This window comes from Kamptonema sp. PCC 6506 (genome assembly GCF_000180455.1).
Lineage (GTDB): Bacteria > Cyanobacteriota > Cyanobacteriia > Cyanobacteriales > Microcoleaceae > Kamptonema > Kamptonema formosum.
This window is the reverse complement of record NZ_CACA01000214.1, coordinates 1-19113: the sequence shown is the minus strand read 5'-3', so window position 1 is coordinate 19113 and position 19113 is coordinate 1. Positions and strand designations below refer to the sequence as shown.

Sequence of the window (19113 nt, the reverse complement as noted above, 5' to 3'; positions counted from 1 at the left end):
GAATTGAAATGAAAAAGCGGTGAGAATGCAAATTGAGGCTTCAAAATAAATTGCATTGCTTGCTAGAAAATAACAAATTAATAGGAGCAGCAATGCAATTTATACTATTTAATTAAAAAGAGACCAATTAATACAAAGCTGAGAAAGATAGCAAGAACAATAGCGTGTTCAACTCTAGGGCTAATAATCTTGACAGCAATCACTAAAGTAACTGCTAGGAGGACAACGCCAATATCCACAGCAACCTGACCACCTCGATCGATCAATGGATCTTTTTGGGCTGATTGAACCAAACTGAAAAAGTCAATTGTGATAATTGCTAGTGATTTTTGAGTTGGGAAATTCATAAAAAACCTCCTTGAAGTTTATAAAGCAAGGTACCAGTACATTTGGGTTATAACTGTAACAAAAATTGCATCCCTGGGCTTTTATTACCAGTAGTTTGTCTATAAATTCAAATCCCTAATAAAGCCATGCTTAAGTACGATTTGGCTACAAATAACCATTCATCTTGAGACTGCAAATTTCTAGGGTGGCCAGAGATAGATAAGTGAAAATAGGATAACCCAGATCGCATCAACAAAGTGCCAGAACAAAGTAGTTGCGCTGACACCAAAGTACCCCTTGTTGTAATTGTCCCGAATGAAAGAACGAGAAAGCATCAGCAACTGCAAGAGAATGCCCGCAAAAACGTGCAGCCCGTGGAAACCTGTTAGCAGGTAAAATGTTCCACCCATTAGCCCTGTAGTCAGCCGGAAGTTAAGGTTACTCCACTCGATACCCTGACCAACTAAGAAGTAAATTCCCATACCAAAAGTCAGTACCCAAAGCCAGCGAAATCTAATAATTTTATGGCGTTTGAGGGCGTTTTCTGCGGCTTGAATAACGAAGCTACTTGAAAGCAGCACCACAGTATTAATAATGATAAATTTAGATAATTCCGGCCCCTTAACACCAGGTGGTAGCCAGTTGGAATGGGTCAATCGTAGAGCGATATAGGTAAAGAAAAAGCTGAAAAAAACTAGGCTCTCCGACAGCAAGAATATGGTAACGCCGAACATTGCTTTACCATGATGATCGTGAGCGATGCCACCACCAATTGGTAAGAACCTTTGTAACCAATTAGGCAGGGACTGTACTAAGCGATCGAAACGAATTGGGCTTTCATCTATATGATGTGTAGGATTTGGCATAACTCCGATAATTTTGGATTTTGGATCTGGGATTTTGGATTGAGAAAAAGCAGTCAATTCCTCTCCCCTTACCTGATCTATTCTTGAGTAACAGCAGCCTCTGGTATCGCTTTAGAGTTGTAATGATAGGGTGGATCGTTGACAACAGGAATTTCCTCAAAGTTCTCCCTGGGTGGCGGTGAAGAAGTCTTCCACTCCAGCCCTGTAGCGTGCCAAGGATTGTCAGGTGCTTTTTTACCTAATAGCAAAGAACCGACGATATTGGCAATAAAAGGCAGCGTAGACATACCCAAGAAAAAGGCTCCCAAACTAGCAATAATATTCCACCCTTGGAACTGCGGATCGTAAGATGAAACCCGGCGCACCATGCCTTGTAAACCGAGCGGGTGCATGGGGAAAAACGTAAGATTAGCGCCGATAAAAGTTAAAAAGAAATGCAATTTTCCCCAGCCTTCAGCGTACATTCGTCCAGTTATTTTTGGGAACCAGAAGTAAATCGCGGCAAAGATTGCCATCGTGATTGTATTGTGGACGACGTAGTGGAAGTGACCTACTACAAAGTAGGTATTGTTGACATGAATATCAAACGGAACTGAACTAAGCATGATGCCAGTAATTCCACCGAAAATAAACATAAGTACACCTCCCAAGGCAAATAACATGGGGGTTAAAAGATGCAGTCTGCCATTCCAAACTGTGGCAGTCCAAGCAAATACTTTGACACCAGTAGGGACAGCTACCAACATTGAGGAAACCATAAATAGTATCCGCATCCAATTGGGTGTAGCACTGGCAAACATATGGTGTACCCAAACAAATATGCTGACTAAACCAATTCCAAAGGAGGCGATCGCAACCGATCGATAGCCAAATAAAGGATTACGAGAAAAGGCGGGGAGAATTTCCGAAAAGATGCCAAAAGCAGGCAGCGCCATCACATAAACCGCCGGATGGGAGTAGAACCAAAATAAGTGCTGATAGATAATTGGGTCGCCATTCTCCAGGGGTTTGAAGAAATTTGTCCCAAAAGTGAGGTCAAAAAATAACAGTACGATCGCGCCCGTCAGGGAAGGTAAACAAATTAGTTGTAGCAACTGGGCGCTGAGAACTGTCCAAACGAAAATCGGCATCCGAAAAAACGTCATCCCTGGTGCCCGCATCCAAACAATTGTAGTAATAAAGTTGACTCCTCCCATAATCGATGAAATACCCAGCAACATTACACTCAGTATCCAAATTGATTCGCCGTTGATGGGATAACCAGTTGGGTTTTGGAGGCTGATTGGTGGGTAAGACCACCAGCCAGCTTGTGCGGGCCCACCTTGTACTAAAAAGCTCGATAGTAGGAGGATACCTGCTGGCGGAATTATCCAAAAGGCGAGCGCATTCAGAACTGGAAACGCCATGTCTTTTGCCCCAATTATCAACGGTACTAAGTAGTTAGCAAGACCAGCATTGAAGGGGATAATCCACAGGAAAATCATCACCGTGCCGTGTAGAGTAAATAAGCCATTATATAAAGAGCGATCGACCAAATCTGATTCGGGAGTAAGCAGTTCGCCCCGAATAATCATCGCTAACATCCCACCAATCAAAAAGAAAATAAAAGTCGTCACCATGTACTGAACACCGATAACTTTATGGTCGGTGCTAAAGCTGAAATACTCCTGCCAGTCGGGATCGTTTTTACTGTTGGGATTTTCTGATTCGTCAGTAATTGGGATTGAGTTATTTGTCATATATTTTTTATTTACGGATAGCAGCTTGAGAAAGCCATTGATTATAACTTTCACTTGAATCAACATATACATCCGCCACCATCAAGGCAAAGTCGGTGCCGCTGAATTGGGAATCACGCAGGTGATATTTGCCGATTTTGGTGGGTGTTAAGACCAGGTTAATATTGCGGTTGGGGATGATATCTTGCTTTAACCGAAATTCCGGGACATAAAAGCCGTGAATTACATCTTGGGAATGTAAACTTAAACGGGTACGTTCATTTACTCTCAGGTGTAATTCGTTACTAATGGCATTATTTGGATAGCGGAAAGACCAAACCGATTGTTTAGCTATAACCTCAATATTTTCAGTAACAGGTTGATCGGTATTTGTGACCGTTGCAGCGGTAGCAGATTCTTCCAATAGGTGCAGATGTACGATCGGTTGTAGCCCCTCAATATCTAGTTGTTGATAAATGCTGAAACTTTGAGCTGCAAGCCATAAAACTAGGACGGTTGGGGCGGAAGTCCAGAGGATTTCTAGCCTCACATCGCTTCTGGTAGGATGACCGTGACTCCAATCTCCCTTGGGCGCGCGATCGGTGAGAATTGAGTATCCGATCGTGCCTGCGATCGCGAGAAAGATGAACGTTCCCACGGAGGTTAAAAAGCTAAATATGCGATCGACTCTTTCCGCTTCTGCGGTTGCCTGAATCGGCATCCAAGAGTAGGCGCGATCGCCAATCCAGCGGGCTATTATCATAATTACCGCGATAAAAACTATTAATAATAGTGTGTTGAAAATTTTCCTCATCGCATCTCCTGTAAAATCAATTGTTCTAGTATCTTTATTGGCATTATTTAAGTAATAAATTCGGATTTTTACCTTGTCGAATTAAGCCCGCTGCCGTATTATGTATCCCGAACTCGTCTCCCATCTGCGCCCCTAAAGTGCCGTGAACATATAACAATCCCAATATAAAAATACCCATCAACAAGTAACTCCACTGCACTTGGATTGTGGCATTTTTGCGCCAGCGGTAGCGCTGTAACCCCCTCCATACGGTCATGGCAACAATCGCTGCTAATAGTAAAATACCCCCCATACCATGCAAGAGCATTGTTGTACCAGCCCCCAACCCCCAAGCACTATTCATATTTGTGGGTGGGTCTGCCAACATCATCTCAAAAAAGCCCGCTGCGACGGTAAAAAATGTGATAACAGCACTTGCTAAAAGATTGTACCAACCAACATCAAAAAAGCTGGGACGAATAGCAGTCAGAGTCAAAAATTTGAGGATTGGTTTTTCAAAACGAAACAGCGTTCCCGCAATATCAAAAATTATGGCAATAATGAATAAACCCAACGTGAAATGCACTAGCTGCGGATGAATTGGAACCTCGTATGGTAATCCGTTCGCACCTAGTTTGAACCACAACCGATCGATAAGTTGCGAGTTCATTGTAAGACTCCATTTTTTGTTGCTTCAACTACGGGCTCTACGTGCAGCCCGTATACCCAAACTAACTTAGTCCCTAAATATTGTTGAAAGCATACTAAACAAATTAAAAATGTTGCAACACCTAGATAAGCAACAGGTATCTTTACTGGAGTTCGGGCGCGAATCGCGAATCTCCATGCGGTAATTGCCACAATAATTGCCGAAAGTGACCAGCCTGTAATTGTGTGTAAATTCAGTGTCGGCTTGACGGCTTCGTAAGGTTGGGCTAAACCAGCTTCAAACTGACCAAAGATGACGGCGAGGAAAATACTGACTGAAGCAACAAACATATTCCAGAAACTCACCTCAAACAAACGATGATTGCGGTTGAAATAGCCCGTCACGTCGCAGCAGAAGGAAAAAATTATCATCGCGATCGCGAAATGGACGACGATCGGATGGAGCGGATCTGGGTAAGGTAGATTCGCATTATTGAGAGGCAGAGGCATCGCTTTCTCCTGTTTTAGTGGACTTGTTCCCGGAGGCAAGCTGACAGAGATTTCTCTAAATATAGATTGAGACTAATTCTACAAAAACATATCTATCTAAAGATTGATCTAATCCTGAAAAATAACCATAGCTTCTCAAACTATTGGGCTTTCAACCCTCTAAAGTTTTAAGGCGATCGCTGGTGATATTATTGACACATTAATCACATAAAGATTAGTTGTATATCACAAAAAACATTGCTTGACAATTAATTTTATGTGTAAGTTTCTGGAGAAGATAATTATAAAGTTATACCCTTAGAAATAGAGACGAATTACCCCATTAGATAGACGTATTTGATTCTACAAATCCCTAAAGTGAGCGCAGAAACCAATAAATAAATCTTTAAGTAGTTACATTCTTAATTAGGTACAACTTTACTTCACAAAGAAATAAAACTAGGAAAAAACATGAGCTATTCCCCTAATCTTTTCAAAGGTCAAAAAGCAGTCGTAACGGGTGCAAGTTCTGGTATTGGTGAAGGAGTCACCCATACTTTGGCTGCATCGGGTGCTTCTGTTTTAGTCAACTACCATTCTCAACAGGAAGCAGCAGAGTAGACGGCGGTATGACTCTGTATACAGGGTTCGCGACGGGGGGCTAGATGAACGCAGAACAGCAAAGGTTAGAAGAGAATCGCGAACCGGATGAACCTTGGTATCGTTGGGGTTCCTACTTGAGCGATCGCCAATGGGGTACAGTGCGGGAGGATTACTCACCGGATGGTTCAGCTTGGGAGTATTTTCCTCACGACCAGGCGCGATCGCGCGCTTACCGTTGGGGTGAAGATGGATTGGGTGGATGGTGCGATCGCCACAGTCAACTCTGCTTTGGTCTAACACTGTGGAATGGCCGCGATCCAATTTTAAAAGAACGTCTGTTTGGACTGACTAACGAACAAGGTAATCACGGTGAAGATGTCAAAGAATATTACTTCTACCTGGACAACACGCCTACCCATTCCTATATGCGCTGGTTGTACAAATATCCTCAACTGGAATTTCCCTATACTCAGCTTGTAGAGGAAAACGCTCATCGCCACAAGGATCGACCAGAATTTGAATTATTAGATACGGGCGTGTTTGACGATAATCGCTATTTTGATGTGGTTGCCGAATACGCCAAAGCCTCTCCCGATGATATTTGCATTCGCATCAGCATCACGAATCGGGGGGCGGAAACTGCCAGCATCGACGTACTACCTACCCTTTGGTTTCGCAATACCTGGATATGGACAGGTAATAAACCGCAGTCACAGCTATCGAAAGTTGCTGATGGTGTAATTAAGGCGAACAGTGAGAAATATGGGGATTATTGGTTATTTTGCGATGGAAATCATCAGCTTTTATTTACAGAGAATGAAACTAACAGCCAACGTCTCTACGGAGTTGCTAATGCCTCACCTTATGTTAAAGACGCTTTCCACGAGTATGTGATTCATAACAATCAGAATGCAGTAAATCCGAATAAAGTTGGTACGAAAGCAGCAGCTTGGTATCAATTGGAAATTGGGGCGGGACAGACAAATGTAATTCAACTTCGCTTCACCAACCAATATACTGACACGCCATTTAATGCAGCATTTGCTGATACCTTCCGCCAGCGTCAAACAGAGGCAGATGAATTTTACGAAACGCTCACCCCCGGTCTAGACGAGGACTGCCGCAACGTCCAACGACAAGCGTTTGCCGGACTGCTGTGGAGCAAACAGTTTTACTACTATGATGTCCATACTTGGCTGCATGGAGATTTAGCAGAACCTATCCCACCCAGTCAACGCCTTACCGATCGCAATACTCAGTGGTGGATGCTCTACGCCGAAGAAATTATTTCCATGCCCGATAAGTGGGAGTATCCTTGGTTTGCTGCCTGGGATTTGGCATTCCACTGCATTGCTCTAGCATTAATGGATGGAAACTTTGCCAAGCAACAATTACTGTGGTTGACTGGCGATCGCACCATGCACCCCAACGGTCAATTACCCGCTTACGAGTGGGCGTTTGGCGATGTCAATCCTCCGGTACAAGCATGGGCGGCGTGGCGCGTCTACAAAATTGAACAGAAACGAGTTGGAACGGGCGATCGCAAATTCTTGGAGCGGATGTTTCACCGCTTGATGCTCTACTTTACCTGGTGGGTAAACCGCAAAGACTTACAAGGGCAAAACTTGTTTCAAGGAGGATTTCTCGGACTGGATAACATTGGGCTATTTGACCGCAGCAAGTCATTACCAACGGGGGGTTATTTAGAACAGGCAGATGGCACGGCATGGATGGGGATGTTTTCATTAAATATGCTGGCGATCGCTCTGGAACTATCCCGTGAGGACGAAACATACAGCGATATGACGTTGAAGTTTTTTGAACACTTCCTCTACATTGCTAACGCCATTAATCATGTAGGGCATGAAGAAATTGTGCTTTGGGACGACGAAGACGGCTTTTACTACGATGCCTTGCACTTACCCAACGGAGAGGACGTGCGAATCAAAGTACGGTCAATGGTGGGACTAATACCGCTATTTGCAGTTGATACTATCGAGCCAGATTTGTTAGAAATTGTACCGGGATTAAAAGACAAAATTGAGTGGTTTCTCAACAACCGTCCCGAATTGGCACAAAACATTGCTTGTATGACCATTGAGGGAGAAGGCGATCGCCGCCTGCTTGCTATTACTAGCCCCGAAGCGCTACGCCGTATCCTGCGACCATTGTTGAATGAGGAGGAATTTCTCTCACCTTATGGTATCCGCTCGCTTTCCCGCTATCACCAAGAGCATCCCTTTATCTTCGACTGGGACGACACTCGCTATCAAGTAGACTATGAGCCTGCTGAATCTACTTCTAACCAATTTGGCGGTAATTCTAACTGGCGCGGCCCCATCTGGTTTCCAGTTAACTTTCTACTAATTGAATCCTTGCAAAAGTTCTATCACTACTTAGGCGATGACTTCACAGTGGAGTGTCCCACAGGTTCAGGAGTAATGCTCAATCTCTGGGAGGTGGCGGCTTATTTGGAGCAAAGAGCGATCGCTATTTTCTTACAGAATCGAGATGGGCAGCGTCCGGTTTACGGTGGTACTGCAAAATTTCAGCAAGACCCTCACTGGCGCGATTTGATTCTCTTTTACGAATACTTTCACGGCGACAACGGGGCTGGATTAGGCGCAAGTCATCAAACTGGATGGACAGCACTAATTGCCAAGTTGATTCAGCAGGTAAACGATAAACCGTGATTCCAGGCTTTTAATACTAATTCTTGAAACAGGGACTAGCGAAAGTTTAATAATTGCTACATAAAATTGGCGATCGCTACTCAACTTTTAGTAGTATACTCATGCCTAATCATTTAAGGGTGTAGGAGACATGGTAGACTCGTACAGCGATATTTACCCATTTTTTGATGAAGGCGATTACTTAACATTCAATCCCGATGTCGCTCAGGCCGTGAAAAATGGCCAATTCCAGTCGGGGCTAGAGCATTTCATTCTCTTGGGCCAATTTGAAAATCGCGTTGCCTCTTTTACGGGAACGACGGGTAACGATCTTATCCGAGGCTTTGGCAACACTCGATATTTTTACCCAACCTCCTACGAAATTGTCAGTACCGATCCCTATGATTCTCGAGTAATCGGTACTGGCGCGGGAGAAATTGACACGCTTATTGGTGCTTCAGGTACAGACAATTTCGCGATCGCCGCTTACACCGTTCTTCCTTCAACTCCCAATGCCGTCCAGCTCTATGTAGGCCAAGGAAACAACGACTACGCTCTGATTCAAAACTTTGAATTTGCTGAAGATACCCTTCAGCTAGCAGGAAGTCCGGCTGATTACTCCCAAGAAGTTACCAATGGAAATCTTTACATCTACAAGAAAAATCCTAAAGATTTGGTGGCGATAGTAGAAGGAATGACTTCGCCACTGACTGTAGTTGACAGACCCCTCTTTGGTGGCGCATTCAATAGAGGGACTTTTTTCCTCGGTGCTGTCAATTATTTCGACGAAACCGATTATTTGGTCGGCAATCCAGATGTCAAGCAGGCGGTAGACGATGGCCTGTTTAAATCTCCTTTCGATCATTATCTCCGCTACGGTCAATTGGAGGATCGTATTGTTACTCTCACGGGCACGACGGATAATGACGTTATCCGAAGTTTTGGCAACAGCAGTCGATATATTTTCCCAACCCCCTACCAAGTTGTCAGTTCCGATCCCTATGATTATCGAGTAATCGGGACTGGACTGGGAGAAATTGATACGCTCATTGGTGCTGAAGGTGTAGATAATTTCGCGCTCGGCATTTACATCGTTCCTTCAACTCCCAATGCCATACAGATGTATGTGGGTCAGGGAAACAGCGACTACGCTCTAATCCAGAACTTTCAGAGAGGAGTCGATACCATAGAAGTAGCAGGCTCGATCTCCAACTTCACCCAGGAAATTGTAGGCGGATCTCTCAATATCTATGCCAATTCTCCGAGCAAAGACTTAGTGGCGATCTTAGAAGGGGTGAGTGCACCGCTCGCTCAGGTTGAAAGCGCCGTTTTTAATGCCCATGAAGGGACTATCTACTTAGGATAAAATCCCCTGACTCGGCAAAAAAAGACTCCTCCATTTTGAAGAAGAAAAATTTGCCAAAAGGGTAGGTTGGCAAAGCCGACAGGAATCGCAATCATGGTGAGATCGGGGCGTTAGGCGCTATGCCTTAACGCCCCTACACGCATACATATATACACTGAGATGCTCCCAATTATTTAGGCTCGCTATATATAGTAATAATTACCCAATAGTTAAGGAAATTTATTCTTATGACTCATTCTTCATCATCAAGCGATCGCGAACATCCAACACCCCCGACGATTGACTATTGGCACGTCTGGACTGACGAAGATGGCATCAGCCACCAGTCCAGTTGCCAAATTCAAGACTTCACTCTCAAGAGCATTTCACCACCTGCCTCTCCTCAGTGGCTCGAACAGATGCAGCAAGGCGGTGCTACCGTCGTCTTTACGGTGCAACCTGTTGGCTGGATTGGCACTTGGCATGAAAATCCGAAACCCCAGTGGATTATTCCGCTATCGGGACGCTGGTTTGTGGAGACGATGGACGGGCAACGAGTAGAGATGGGTGTTGGTGAAATTTCGTTTGGAGAAGACCAGAATACGAAAGCCAACGCCCAGGGACAGAAGGGACACCTTTCTGGCACTGTCGGCGATGCGCCCGCAGTTTTGATGATTGTGCAACTTGAAGAAACGCCTACTATCGGGCAGGCTTGCCGTTTTCGATAAGCTCAAAATTTTTATGTTGAATCCCATTCAGGTACAACGGATTCGTGCTATTGGGCTAACTGTGAGTGATGCCGATCGCTCTCAGGATTTCTATACGCAAGCACTAGGGTTTGAACCCGTTTCAGACATCACGGTTGAAACAGAGGATTACAGCGACTTAGTAGGCGTGGCTGAGGCAACAATTCGCATTGTCACCTTGCAGCTTGGAGATGAAGTTATTGAGCTGATGCAGTATCTCAATATTGAGGGAAAACCTATTCCCAGGGATTCGGAAAGTAATGATTTGTGGTTTCAACATTTGGCGATCGCAGTTAGCGATATGGATCGGGCTTATGCTCATTTGCGATCGTTTCCAATTGAACCGATTTCAGTTGAACCGCAGACGATACCAGCCGAGAATAAAGCATCTGCTGGTGTACGAGCCTTCAAGTTCAAAGATTGCGATCGCCACCCTTTAGAGTTAATTTGGTTTCCTGCCGATAAAGGACAAGACAAGTGGCATCAGCAGAGCGATCGCTTGTTTCTCGGAATCGATCATAGTGCGATCGCAATTAGCAACACCGAGCAGAGTCTAAAATTTTACCGAGACTTGCTGGGAGTGAATGTATGAAAATCCTTAGTCATCAAAGCCAGAACTGCGGAATGTGGGATCAAACTCAAAATTCCTAATTTTCTGTATAACGGGCAAGCTTATGAGCGGAAAATTCGCCGATAGCGCGCTTCAATTACCGAGTAGATACCATAGGCAATTAAACCCAAAGGTACTAGAGCCAAAATCACTGGACTAAAAGGCTGTTGTGCCAGAATTGCCAACACATCGCCCAATTCCTTTGTTTGGCTGGCATCCGATAGCCTTGCTGCTTGAATTAAGAAAAAACCGATTATAACGAAAACAACTCCCCGGGCAGCAATTCCGAATCGACCCAACCGTGTCGCCCAAGTTTGCTCGGTTTGGCTCATTTCATCTAGCTTGAAATGGCGACGAAATTTAGCTTTATATGCTTCGTAGAAATAAGAAAAGCCTACACCAATAACAATTGCTCCCGCCAATCCTACCAGCCATTGTCCAAACGGTTGCGCTAAAATTTGGGCTGTCAAATCTTCCGTTGTATCGCTATTACCACCGCCAGAACCCATTATCAGTTTTACAGCCGTTAAAGCCAAACCTCCGTAAGCTAAAGCACTTAAGGCGTAGCCCATGCGTTGGGCAATTCGCTTGGCATCAATTTTGTCTCCTTGGTGTTCTGGGTCGAGAATTGTCTGAACGATACGCCAAAGGGCATAACCAATAATCCCAATCGTTACAAGAAATAGCAGAAATTTACCGAACGGTTGGTTAACAATTTCTGATAATGCACCGCTAGTATCGGTTGTCCTGCCGCCCATACTAAAGACTGCTTGTGCTGCTAGAAAACCGACAATAAAGTAAACTAAGCCTTTGGAAGCATATCCCAATCTTGCCAGTCGCTCAAACCAGGCATGAGAAGCTGCTTGTCGAATTGACTGTTTAATGTTGTCGGTGGATGAGTTGTGCGGTTTCATATTTTTTGACAATTTAGTTGTTAACGACTGCTGTCATAGGCAATGGTGCATTCCTTTCCAGTTAACTGAGTTCTTAAACAAAGGATTTACATTATCATTTACTAACTTAATAATTAGCTTGTTTAGAGATTTTTGTCATCTGTCTTGAGCAGGACTCTCATCGGTTGATTGATTGATAAACTTCACATTAATTGGGCTTGACAATTATAGCTTTATGAGTTATCTACTGGCTTCCCTGATTGAGCAGTCTGCCAGCGGTCTAGTATATCTCTGATTAAAACTTCTTTAACCCAAATTTGAATAACAATTAGAATTGGTAGCGCTAAAAATAATCCCAAAAAACCAAAGAAAAATCCGAATGCTGTCAAGATAGCTAAGGTGTAAGCCGGAAGCAGAGATACCTGCTTTTCCATAATGATAGGAGTGACCAAGTTGCCTTCAATTTGTTGAATTAGGAAATAAAGCAACAACACCGCGCCTGCTTTTGAAGGCGAATCTAATAAAGCCAGCAGCAGCGGTGGAATTACGCTTAAAATTGCGCCAATATAGGGAATTAAGGCTAATATGAATGCCAGAAGCCCGTTCACAAAAGGCAGTGGAACTTGCAAAACAAACAAACCAATAATGCTCGTAATACCAATAAAACTCATGCTTAATGCAACACCTGCCAACCAACCCATTAAACCCTCTTCGCATTTTGAGAAAATTTCATCGGCTCGCTGACGGTAAAAAGCGGGAAAAAGGCTGATAATTGCGTGGCGGTATGGCATCGGATTTACCAGAAGCATGATTGTCAAAACGGTAATTAATAAGGTATTAATAATCAAGCTTAGATAGTTGGAAAACCACTGATAAATATGCGAAGTTGTCCACCGAAAAAACGTTTGAATTTCTTGGGTTAAATCGTCAATACTGGGAAGGTTATCAACAATTTGTCCGGGTAATCTTGCTTGCAACCAATTGCTCCAAATTCGCAGTTGTTCTATTCCTAGCGGGACGAGTTGGGACAACTCTTGAAATTGATTGCTCAGGCGCGTTACGATGAGAGTTAGCAAGACAGCGCTCGCTGTGACTAAAATCGCAATTGCTAAGGCGATCGCCACTCCCCGCTTCGCACCCGACTGCTGCAATCTTCGCACTAAACGGTTGAGAGCGATCGCTAAAATTACGGCGGTAAAAAACAGTAAAACAATCGTTCTAATTTTCCACAAAATATAGAGCGAGGCTAGCAAAGCCAAAAAACCAATCCACTTTCCTAAACCCATAACAAAAGCCTCTCTATTCACCAACACTTAACTCTAGCAGGGAGATTTTTTTGGCTAAACTTTCTACAGCGAGAGTGAGCAATCGCATCAATTCCGAATCCTGATTGTATTCTGCAAGCGAGTTTTTTCCGTGTGAGTTACAATCTTTTTGAGACACTCAATACTGCCACTCTTACATTTTCACCCTACACCTATGTATGGGAAAGATTGTGCAAAATTAAAGCAATTAGCCAAATATCTTACTTAAGATATATTGCTTTTACATTCAAGTTTAAAATCAGCCAACTTAAGATAGATGCTGTAGGGCTAGTTTTTCTCTAGAGAGACTTTTTAGAAAAACCCAGAGCTCATTCTCAGGTTAGGCGCGTCGCTATTGTTTAGTTTGTATCCTGAGAACAACGAAGTTCATATATTGATTTGATTATAGATAGTTTGGGCGCTGCAATAGCTGCCCTAACTAGCTTATGGACGTTGCAAGAATGGATGCGCCCCAGTGTGACAGTTGGGAATCAAGCATCTATCGCCAATAGTCCGAGCGATCGCACTTAACTCAAAGCAATATCATCATTTTTTCTTCAATCATCTTTCATCGGATACATATTTTCTTATTGCCTCCGACAGATGGCAAGCTTTGGAGAGTTGAAGTTAAATAGAGAGAGAAACAACATTTTGAAAGAGAGAATGTAGAATACAGACAATCGACCTTGAGCAAAAGTAAATTTTTAATAATTTAAATTTTCTTTTCACATTACTGCAAAAGGTTGGTTGTTGCGATTTAGGAGGATTTTATGAAAATAAAATCATTTTCAACGGCAATTGGACTGGTTCTGTTGGGTTCAACCATTTATTTACCCGAAATTGCCCAAGCTAGTCCCAAACCCTCAATCCAAGTAGCTCAACGAAGAGTAGTCGGCTCGAATATCGATAGTTTTACCGCGTATCCAGTACAGCGATTAGATCCGGGAACTGAACTCTTTTTCGTGTTGCGAGGAACCCCGTATTCTAGAGCTACCTTGACTATCACAAATACAGTGCAAAATCTGCCCATGCGGGAGGTTCAACCGGGAGTTTACGAGGCAAGCTACGTGATTCGCCAGGGCGATCGAATTTCAGAAAATACAGTTGTGCGAGCAAATTTGCAACAAGGCGATCGCATCAGCAGCACCCGCTTGCAACAACCTCTAGTAGCTGGTTATAGCGATGGCCGCTTTCAATCTTTGTCTATTAACCGCTTCAGTGCTCGACCCGTACAGCAGTTAGATCCGGGAACCACGCTCAATTTCACATTGCTCGGCACTCCCAATGCTACAGCTAATTTCTCCATTGAAGGAGTTGCTTATAACATCCCCATGCGCGAAGAATCCAACGGCCTTTACACGGGGGAATATACCATCCGCAGGCAGGATTATTTCCCCCCTGCCGGTGCGGCGGTTACTGCTAGTTTGCAGTCGGGAAATCAAGTTATTCGTTCCCGTTTAGATCGAGAACTAATTACTGGCGATGATGGCAGTTTCAACACTGCCGAAATCCCGCTAGAAATTATCACTCCCGAAGAAAATGCTCGCGTCAGCGGGACGGTTGAAGTGGAAGGACGCAGCGCCCCAAATGCGACAGTTAATGTCAACGTTCAGGCTACCTCTTCTGTGGCAGGTTTGTTTGGATTTGAACGAAATATCCTCGAACGCACAATTCGTGCGGATGAACAAGGTAAATTCAGCTTTGCTTTTAACCCGACCATTGCTCTACCAGGAACCCGATACGAGGTGAATGTCACTTCTAGTAGAGGCGATCGCACCAGCGAAGAAACTTTGGTACTGTTTCAAAATTGAGCGGTGACTCGCGACTATTTGCCCTCCCCAAATCTGGCAAACCCTGACTAAATTTGAAAGATTCTATCAGGAGATAGCTATGTATCAACTAAATCGCTGGAAAAAAACGCCAGGGATATTACAAATCATCTCTGGAAGTTTATTAATCGCGCTGCCAACCGTTCCTCTTGTGGCATCAGCAGCTCCCGCTCCTACACTCAACTCCTGTTCTAGGATTTACTATGAAGAACCTTATAACAGTAATGTTCGGGTTTCTCAAGGATGTCTGCCTAATGCTGCAAGTCAAAGATTGAATCAGCAAGAGTTGGGTCAAAATATGGTTCCTCCCGCGAGGGGAACGAATGTTACGCAACCACCTTTGCCAGAAACAAGACAGACTCCCATTGCCACTGTCACACCAATGGCAGGTGAGGTGAGCGTGAAATTAATAAACAGCACAAATGCCCTGATTTCCTATCAGGCGATCGGGCATACTGAATCCCGAATGCTAGCGCGCGGAGCAGAAATTGTTCTGCAAAATCTACCAACACCTGTGACTGTCACAATGGTGCGCGTAGATGGAGGGTTAGTGAAAGTTATACCCATGTCTAGTTCTGAAAAAGGGATGCTCGTAGTTTCAATAGATGAAACGAGTAACTTTGATGGCAATCAAGGAGTTTTAAGAATTCAACCTGACGGTCAAGTGTTCTTGAATTAGGTTATAAAAAGACCCGGTTTTGAACGCAAATTCTGTAGCTTCACCAACAAAATAAACAGAAAAAATCAAGGAGGTTTTTCAATGCTTAATAATCGTTTGAACAATTCCACTCCAAAGATCTCGAATGCTAAGGGAGGAGCGATCGCACTCGCACTAGCAGCTATCCTGCTTCCGGCTTGTACCCCACAGCAGCAAGCAACGGCACCTGTACCTGCACCACCCGGTTCGGCTCCCACGACAACCGAGAATGTGGTTGATAAAACAGCACAACTGCTTGGCAAAACTGTGACCATCAGAAGCGAACCAGTCAAAAAATTGGGGCCATCGACCTTTACAGTTAGCGATGGGGAGTTTTTTGGCGGCGAATCGATTTTGGTTGTCAATGCCACCGGCAAGCCTTTTGTGCTGCCGGCTGAATCAGGTCAAGAAGTTCAAGTAACGGGAACAGTTCGCAATTTTGTCCTTGCAGATATTGAGCGCGAGTACAACTTAGGCTTACAGCCAAACTTGTACACCGAGTACGAAAGTAAACCTGCGATCGTTGCACAATCGATGGCGCTAGCCCCCACACCGGGGGAACTCACCTCAGACCCCCAAAAATACTACGGTAAGACACTGGCGGTGAGCGGTGAAGTCGAAACCCTCAGAAGTCCCAACTCGTTCACCTTGGATGAAGACAAATTAATTGGCGGACAAGACTTGTTAGTGATACACACAGTTCCACAACCAAGCGTGCGAGAAGGTGAGAAGGTTGCCGTAACCGGCGTGCTGCGTTCGTTTGTCCTCGCTGAACTTGAGCGGGACTACGATCTGCAATGGGATTTGACCTTGAAGCAGAAGCTAGAAGCCGAGTATACCAACAAACCTGTGCTAGTTGCTACAGGAGTATATCCCTCAGCCATTCCTCAGTAATACCTCTTTTGTCACTTTGGGCAGTTTTCCTTTATTTTACTCTGCCCAAAGTGACAAATAAAGATGAGATGATTTATTACTTTTGAAAGAAGGAGAAAAATTAATACCTAAGTTAATGTAGGAGAAAATAATAAAAGTTAGGCTAAGCAATCATGACAGAAACTAACGGAAGCCAACACAAACGAGTTGCTATCCTGATTGAAAACGGAGTTGAAGATTCAGAGTTTCAAGTACCTTATAATGGGCTAAAACAAGCAGGTTTTGAGGTAGTTGTCCTTGGTTCGCGCATGAATGAAAAGTATGCAGGCAAACAAGGCAAAGTTGCCATGCAAGCTGATGGAACTACTACTGAAACGCGGGCAGAAGATTTTGACGCAGTAATTATTCCTGGTGGTATGGCTCCCGATATAATGCGGACAAATCCCAACACAGTGCGCTTTGTAACTGAGGCAATGGAGCAAGGAAAATTAGTTGCTGCTGTTTGTCACGGGCCGCAAGTTTTGATTGAAGGTGATTTGCTAAAAGGTAAAAAAGCAACTGGTTTTCATGCCATCCGCAAGGATATGATCAATGCGGGAGCTGAGTATATCAATGAAGCTTTGGTAATTGACGGCAATCTTATTACTTCTCGGCAACCGGGGGATTTGGCGATATTTACTACTGCAATTCTTGCTCGTCTTGGTTACGGCGGCAAAGAGGCTGCTTTACCGGATGAAAATGATGTGAATGCAGAATGGTGGAAGCTGGCAACGGCTTGGGGTGGTTCCACAAAAGGCGATATTGTTAAAGGTTTGAACACGGCTTTAACAGGTGAGCGTTATTCGTGCCAAGCTTTTGAGCATTATGGGGAAAAAACTTCCGATGTTGAATTGCGTTCGCTATTGCACGACATGGTTCACAATAAACAGCATCACATCCAACTCCTAGAAGCACGTCTGAATGCTTTGGGTGAAAAACCATCAATCTCTGCACAGGCTGCGGATAAATTTGCTTCCTTAAAAGCTTCGCTTCAAGGAACTGATGAAATGTTTCTTTTGCGGAGTACCTTGGGCGATTTGCAAACAGGAATTGTTGATATCAATAACCTGCGGGCGAAGTTCACAGATCCAGTATCAACCGACATTTTTACTCAGATTGAATTGGATCTCTCGAAGTATGAACAGTGTCTAGCAGAACTTTACCGATCGCGCATGGGAACGCAAGAAGTTAAACCCGCAAAACCATCTACTAGCCCTGCGGTGAAGATGTCTTAATTCTGGCTTTGCCAAACTGATAAGCTGTTACCCATTTAGGTAGGTAGTTGCGCTTCAACGCTTTTAAGAGGCTTCTTAAGAGCGCTGAAGCGCAACTACCTACCTTTGATTATGGGGTATTATTTTGGGAAAGTTGCCAACATTCCTGCGCGATCGCCCAGTCTTCCTGTGTATGAATTACCAAAACCCGCACTGCTGAATCATCCGTTGCGATATCTTCATCCATAGGCGTAGGCGAAGCCAGCCGCAGGCATCGCGCATTCTTATCCACATCCAATTTTAAACCCAGAAACCCCAAATTTTCGCAAGCAGCAGCCCTGACAACGGCTGAATGTTCGCCCACCCCCGCAGTAAAAATTAGAGCGTCTAAGCCGCCTAAACTCGCTACCATAGCGCCAATATAAGAGCGTAAGCGATGGATGTAAATATCTAAAGCAAGTTGAGCGCGATCGCTACCCTTGGCGATCGCATCCATAATCATCCTTAAATCTCCCGATACCCCAGAAATTCCTAATAAACCCGAACCCCGATTCAAAATCCGATCTAATTTTTCCCCCGTACATTCAGACTGTCGCAACAGGTGAATCAAAATACCAGGATCGACAGATCCAGAGCGACTACCCATCATTAAACCATCTAAAGGTGTAAAACCCATTGTGGTGTCAATACTTCTACCTTCGCGAATTGCAGCGAGAGAACAACCATTTCCCAAATGACAGTTAATCAGCCGTAATTCCTGCAAATCTTTACCTAGAATTTGAGCCGCACGTTGAGCACAAAATTGGTGACTAATACCGTGAAAACCATAGCGCCTAATTCCTTGTTCTAGCCACTCGTAAGGGCCGGGATAAACATACGCAGCCGGAGGTAATTGTGCATGAAAAGCAGTATCAAAAACTGCTACTTGCGGCACATTTCCTAAGCTTTTTTCAATGGCTTCGATCCCTTCCAAATTGGCAGGATTGTGAACGGGAGCGAACACAGCTAAACGTGCGATCGCCTCTTTTACTTCCGGGGTAATAAACGTGCTTTGCTGATATTCTTGTCCGCCATGTACCACCCGATGGCCAACAATATCAATCTCACTGGGATGTTCAATAACTTGAGTTTCACCACTCCAAAGTGTCTTCAACATCTCAAAGATAGTATTCGTGCGAAAATCGGCTTCAAACTCCTCTTCAACCTTTTTGCCTTGAGCATTTTTTACTTTCAATTCTGCTGTACCTTCGTGGTGAGTCCAGTCAATTGCAGCTTCCCATATCGGCTCTAAAGGTTCGTTAGGAATTGTGTCTTTGACTTCGTAAAGGCAACTTTTTTGACTGCTAGATCCGGCATTTAATACTAATATTTTCATAATTGCTAATTGCTAATGGCTAATTGCTAATGGCTAATTGCTAATGGCTAATTGCTAATTGCTAATGACTAA

At 44.0% G+C, this 19113-nt stretch carries 19 protein-coding genes; 10 read left to right on the top strand and 9 right to left on the bottom strand.

What is annotated here, in order from left to right:
• Positions 1–104: 104 nt before the first annotated feature.
• The 6 genes from OSCI_RS11010 to OSCI_RS10985 form a co-directional block, all read right to left on the bottom strand.
• Complete coding sequence (locus tag OSCI_RS11010; RefSeq protein ID WP_007355020.1) at positions 105–347, bottom strand: hypothetical protein; 243 nt, start codon at positions 345–347, stop codon at positions 105–107.
• A 180-nt stretch (positions 348–527) separates the two neighbouring features.
• The gene (locus OSCI_RS11005; RefSeq protein WP_026103882.1) at positions 528–1193 is read right to left on the bottom strand and encodes a cytochrome c oxidase subunit 3; all 666 of its coding nucleotides are present in this window, start codon (positions 1191–1193) and stop codon (positions 528–530) included.
• 77 nt (positions 1194–1270) lie between these two features.
• Positions 1271–2932 (bottom strand): cytochrome c oxidase subunit I, encoded by a 1662-nt coding sequence (gene ctaD / locus OSCI_RS11000; RefSeq protein ID WP_007355017.1) that lies wholly within the window; start codon positions 2930–2932, stop codon positions 1271–1273.
• Between the two features lie 7 nt (positions 2933–2939).
• Positions 2940–3674, bottom strand: coding sequence for a cytochrome c oxidase subunit II (locus OSCI_RS10995; protein ID WP_007355016.1), 735 nt, complete (start codon positions 3672–3674; stop codon positions 2940–2942).
• A gap of 94 nt (positions 3675–3768) precedes the next feature.
• Positions 3769–4374 carry a DUF2231 domain-containing protein gene (locus OSCI_RS10990; protein ID WP_007355015.1) on the bottom strand — a complete coding sequence of 202 codons (606 nt, stop codon included), beginning with the start codon at positions 4372–4374 and terminating at the stop codon, positions 3769–3771.
• Positions 4371–4862, bottom strand: coding sequence for a DUF2231 domain-containing protein (locus tag OSCI_RS10985; RefSeq protein ID WP_007355014.1), 492 nt, complete (start codon positions 4860–4862; stop codon positions 4371–4373). Before OSCI_RS10985 ends, OSCI_RS10990 begins: the two co-directional genes overlap by 4 nt.
• A 450-nt stretch (positions 4863–5312) precedes the next feature.
• On the opposite strand from OSCI_RS10985, the gene OSCI_RS29885 reads away from it, so the two are divergent.
• The 5 genes from OSCI_RS29885 (at position 5313) to OSCI_RS10965 (ending at position 10799) form a co-directional block, all read left to right on the top strand.
• On the top strand, positions 5313–5462 hold the full coding sequence (locus OSCI_RS29885) for an SDR family NAD(P)-dependent oxidoreductase (protein ID WP_007355013.1): 150 nt from the start codon (positions 5313–5315) through the stop codon (positions 5460–5462).
• Between the two features lie 44 nt (positions 5463–5506).
• On the top strand, positions 5507–8137 hold the full coding sequence (locus tag OSCI_RS10980; RefSeq protein WP_007355012.1) for an MGH1-like glycoside hydrolase domain-containing protein: 2631 nt from the start codon (positions 5507–5509) through the stop codon (positions 8135–8137).
• 130 nt (positions 8138–8267) lie between these two features.
• Positions 8268–9482 (top strand): hypothetical protein, encoded by a 1215-nt coding sequence (locus tag OSCI_RS10975; protein WP_007355011.1) that lies wholly within the window; start codon positions 8268–8270, stop codon positions 9480–9482.
• 227 nt (positions 9483–9709) lie between these two features.
• A complete protein-coding gene (locus OSCI_RS10970; protein ID WP_007355010.1) occupies positions 9710–10189 on the top strand; it encodes a hypothetical protein in 480 nt (159 codons plus the stop codon).
• A gap of 13 nt (positions 10190–10202) precedes the next feature.
• Positions 10203–10799, top strand: a complete 597-nt coding sequence (locus OSCI_RS10965; RefSeq protein ID WP_007355009.1) for a VOC family protein — start codon at positions 10203–10205, stop codon at positions 10797–10799.
• A gap of 80 nt (positions 10800–10879) precedes the next feature.
• Here OSCI_RS10965 and OSCI_RS10960 read toward each other — a convergent pair whose 3' ends face one another.
• Together OSCI_RS10960 and OSCI_RS10955 are read right to left on the bottom strand one after the other, a co-directional pair.
• Positions 10880–11731, bottom strand: a complete 852-nt coding sequence (locus tag OSCI_RS10960) for a DUF1206 domain-containing protein (protein ID WP_007355008.1) — start codon at positions 11729–11731, stop codon at positions 10880–10882.
• Positions 11732–11943: 212 nt separating this feature from the next.
• Positions 11944–12996 (bottom strand): AI-2E family transporter, encoded by a 1053-nt coding sequence (locus tag OSCI_RS10955; protein WP_007355007.1) that lies wholly within the window; start codon positions 12994–12996, stop codon positions 11944–11946.
• A gap of 417 nt (positions 12997–13413) precedes the next feature.
• On the opposite strand from OSCI_RS10955, the gene OSCI_RS31960 reads away from it, so the two are divergent.
• The 5 genes from OSCI_RS31960 (at position 13414) to OSCI_RS10935 (ending at position 17687) form a co-directional block, all read left to right on the top strand.
• A complete protein-coding gene (locus OSCI_RS31960) occupies positions 13414–13545 on the top strand; it encodes a hypothetical protein (RefSeq protein WP_007355005.1) in 132 nt (43 codons plus the stop codon).
• 239 nt (positions 13546–13784) lie between these two features.
• Positions 13785–14825 (top strand): hypothetical protein, encoded by a 1041-nt coding sequence (locus OSCI_RS10950; RefSeq protein ID WP_007355004.1) that lies wholly within the window; start codon positions 13785–13787, stop codon positions 14823–14825.
• Between the two features lie 79 nt (positions 14826–14904).
• Positions 14905–15522, top strand: a complete 618-nt coding sequence (locus tag OSCI_RS10945) for a hypothetical protein (RefSeq protein WP_007355003.1) — start codon at positions 14905–14907, stop codon at positions 15520–15522.
• 81 nt (positions 15523–15603) lie between these two features.
• Entirely contained in the window at positions 15604–16434 is an 831-nt protein-coding gene (locus tag OSCI_RS10940; RefSeq protein WP_007355002.1) for a hypothetical protein, read from the top strand.
• Between the two features lie 152 nt (positions 16435–16586).
• Positions 16587–17687, top strand: coding sequence for a DJ-1/PfpI/YhbO family deglycase/protease (locus OSCI_RS10935; protein ID WP_007355001.1), 1101 nt, complete (start codon positions 16587–16589; stop codon positions 17685–17687).
• A gap of 109 nt (positions 17688–17796) precedes the next feature.
• Here the strand turns inward: OSCI_RS10935 and OSCI_RS10930 are convergent, their stop codons facing one another.
• Positions 17797–19041 carry an acetate kinase gene (locus OSCI_RS10930; protein WP_007355000.1) on the bottom strand — a complete coding sequence of 415 codons (1245 nt, stop codon included), beginning with the start codon at positions 19039–19041 and terminating at the stop codon, positions 17797–17799.
• Between the last annotated feature and the right edge of the window lie 72 nt (positions 19042–19113).